The organism is Corynebacterium sp. HMSC034A01, from assembly GCF_001838175.1.
GTDB lineage: Bacteria > Actinomycetota > Actinomycetes > Mycobacteriales > Mycobacteriaceae > Corynebacterium.
In genome coordinates this window covers 1-854 of the sequence record NZ_KV835956.1, presented here as the reverse complement: position 1 = coordinate 854, position 854 = coordinate 1, and the positions used below count along the sequence as shown (strand labels likewise).

Sequence of the window (854 nt, the reverse complement as noted above, 5' to 3'; positions counted from 1 at the left end):
CCCTCCGTTGATGTGCCTGACCCCACCGCAGGCCACGACAAACGGGTTTACGACCAGATCTTCCTCGACGGCACCTACACCGCCGGCGGCTGTTTGATCGTCGCGGCGACAATCGACCACGTGATCGCCTGACACTGGTGCAAACACGAAACCACCCGCGACTACCAACTCCTGCTTGAACGCATCGAAGCCCCACTCATCGCCGTCATCGACGGCGGCCAAGGCGCCTACAGCGCGATCAAAAAGTGCTGGCCGAACACGAAAATCCAACGCTGCCTCGTCCACGCCCAACGCGTGGTGCGCCGCTACACCACCAGCAACCCGCGCACGGATGCCGGGCGCACCATCTACAAACTCACGCTGAAGCTGACCCGGATCACCACGCTGGACGAGGCAGCGCAATGGGGTGCGCAGCTGCACGAATTCTCCACCATCTACCGGTCGTGGATGGACGAGAAGACCCTGGTCAAAGACCCCAAAACCGGTGCATGGACCCGCGTGTGGACACACCACAACGTGCGCAAGGCCTACAACAGCCTCAACCATCTTTGGCGGTCCGAGATGCTGTTTGTCTACCTCAACCCGCCAGCAGCAGTCCTTCAACCAGAGCGGATCAAATCCACCACCAACAGCTTAGAAGGCGGCATCAACGCCCAGCTCAAACTGCTCGCCAGAACCCACCGCGGCAGATCCGGTGAACGACAACGCCGCATGCTGGATTGGTGGCTCTACTTAAAAACGGAGCTGCCTGACGATCCAGTACGAATCGCCAGGCAGTCCAACTGGGGCCAGGGCCAACTCGCCAAAGTATCCACCCTGACCCGAAACGAGAACCAAGCCGACCACGAAACAGG

The 854-nt window shown here is 60.4% G+C and carries 1 pseudogene; it reads left to right on the top strand.

Annotated elements, in window-relative coordinates:
• Positions 1-854 (top strand): annotated as a pseudogene (locus tag HMPREF2791_RS05360) (IS1249 family transposase); the annotation flags it as partial.